Annotated in this window: 1 protein-coding gene and 2 pseudogenes; 2 read left to right on the top strand and 1 reads right to left on the bottom strand. The window is 34.2% G+C overall.

What is annotated here, in order from left to right; translation table 11 throughout:
- Positions 1–69: 69 nt before the first annotated feature.
- Both ARSQ2_RS12655 and sanA read left to right on the top strand, forming a co-directional pair.
- Positions 70–162, top strand: a pseudogene (locus ARSQ2_RS12655) (CidB/LrgB family autolysis modulator); the annotation flags it as partial.
- A 355-nt stretch (positions 163–517) separates the two neighbouring features.
- Positions 518–1,215, top strand: a pseudogene (gene sanA / locus ARSQ2_RS05750) (outer membrane permeability protein SanA).
- 6 nt (positions 1,216–1,221) lie between these two features.
- On the opposite strand, the gene ARSQ2_RS05745 reads toward sanA, so the two are convergent.
- Positions 1,222–1,338 (bottom strand): DUF418 domain-containing protein, encoded by a 117-nt coding sequence (locus ARSQ2_RS05745; RefSeq protein ID WP_238334337.1) that lies wholly within the window; start codon positions 1,336–1,338, stop codon positions 1,222–1,224.
- Positions 1,339–1,478 lie beyond the last annotated feature (140 nt).

The following is a 1,478-nucleotide window of genomic DNA, read 5'->3' as shown; positions in this document are numbered from 1 at the left end:
AAATATCACTTTACCTCTAAAATCAATTGAATAGCTCATATAAATAATGTCATCAAAATTAAGTCGCTTAGCTATAGTTCTCTCGCATTAATGACGTGTGGCATAATCACCTCATTAATTGCCCCTTTCATTTTTCCTTTCATAATCGATTTATTACATTAAATGATTAGCTATAAAAAATGAATCAACAACATAGTAATCACTTTCTGTCTATTTTATGTAGAAAAATTAATCTCACTGGCGGGCGGTAACTTTAACTTTTAGGTTATTTTGACTGGATAAATTTAAATCAAATCTAGCCAGTTGCCACAGTAGCCTTGAACAATCTGTTAAAGCAACTAATTTGAGGTAATTTCAGCTAGTCTGAATATCGTATTTACAAACTTGCTGCCTTCTGACTATTATAAGTTTTATCTAGCAATAAGCTGTTAAATTAATGAGCGGCCGCGCATGATAATAAGTAAAATAACCCTTATTAAGCTGACTTTCTCTATCCTGTAATCTATAGGCATAAATGATGAGGAAATTCCTTATTTATAGCTTACTTATACCATTATAGTAACAGCAATCGTTTCTACTCTAGCATTCGATCGTTGGATTAGTTGGAAAACTGCTGACTATATTTATGATGATGTAAAAAAATTACCACCTCGCAGCGTTGGTATGATTTTAGGTACGTCAAAATATTATTCTGCCGGTTTATTTAATAACTACTATAAATATCGAATTCAAGGTGCCATTAAGGCTTATAATAGCGGTAAAGTAAAATACTTACTGGTTAGCGATGATAATGCCCATTACAATTATAATGAACCTATCACCATGCGTAGAGATCTGATCTCAGCTGGTATACCAGCGGCAAAAATTGTGTTAGATTTTGCCGGCTTCAGAACATTGGATTCGGTTGTCCGAACTCACCAAGTGTTTGCCACTAACAATTTTACTATTATTACCCAACGTTTCCATTGTGAAAGAGCATTATTTATCGCTATGAAAAAAGGGATTGATGCACAGTGCTATGCAATTTCCTCACCCAAAAAAATCATTAAAGTTCGTTTACGAGAGGTTTTTTCCCGTATTAATGCCCTAATTGATCTCTATATATTAAAAAGTGAACCCCGCTTTTTGGGACAACAGGAATCTATTCCCGCATTGATAAAAATGCCTGATGGTATCAAAGGATATCCTGCCGTTTTACCTGAAGAGCTGAAATAATTTCAGCTAGCAAGTAGCGAATTTATTGGTTAAATAACGCCATAACCACTCTATTAACCCTTGTTTAAAATATTTCAACCAGCTGATGGCAAATATAATATTAATAAACCAAATCAGCGGCACAAAGCTAAGTATAGCTAAGCGACGTAATTTTGATTACACCATATTGAGTGCGAACAAAATATCTGTGTCGCATCTGAGCGCTCTTTTTTTTGCATTTAGCTCTTGTGCCCATTTATGTTCAATTGGATTAAGATCTGGCG

It is taken from the genome of Arsenophonus endosymbiont of Bemisia tabaci Q2, from assembly GCF_902713415.1.
In the GTDB taxonomy this organism is placed as follows: domain Bacteria; phylum Pseudomonadota; class Gammaproteobacteria; order Enterobacterales; family Enterobacteriaceae; genus Arsenophonus.
This window is presented reverse-complemented; position numbering and strand designations above follow the sequence as displayed.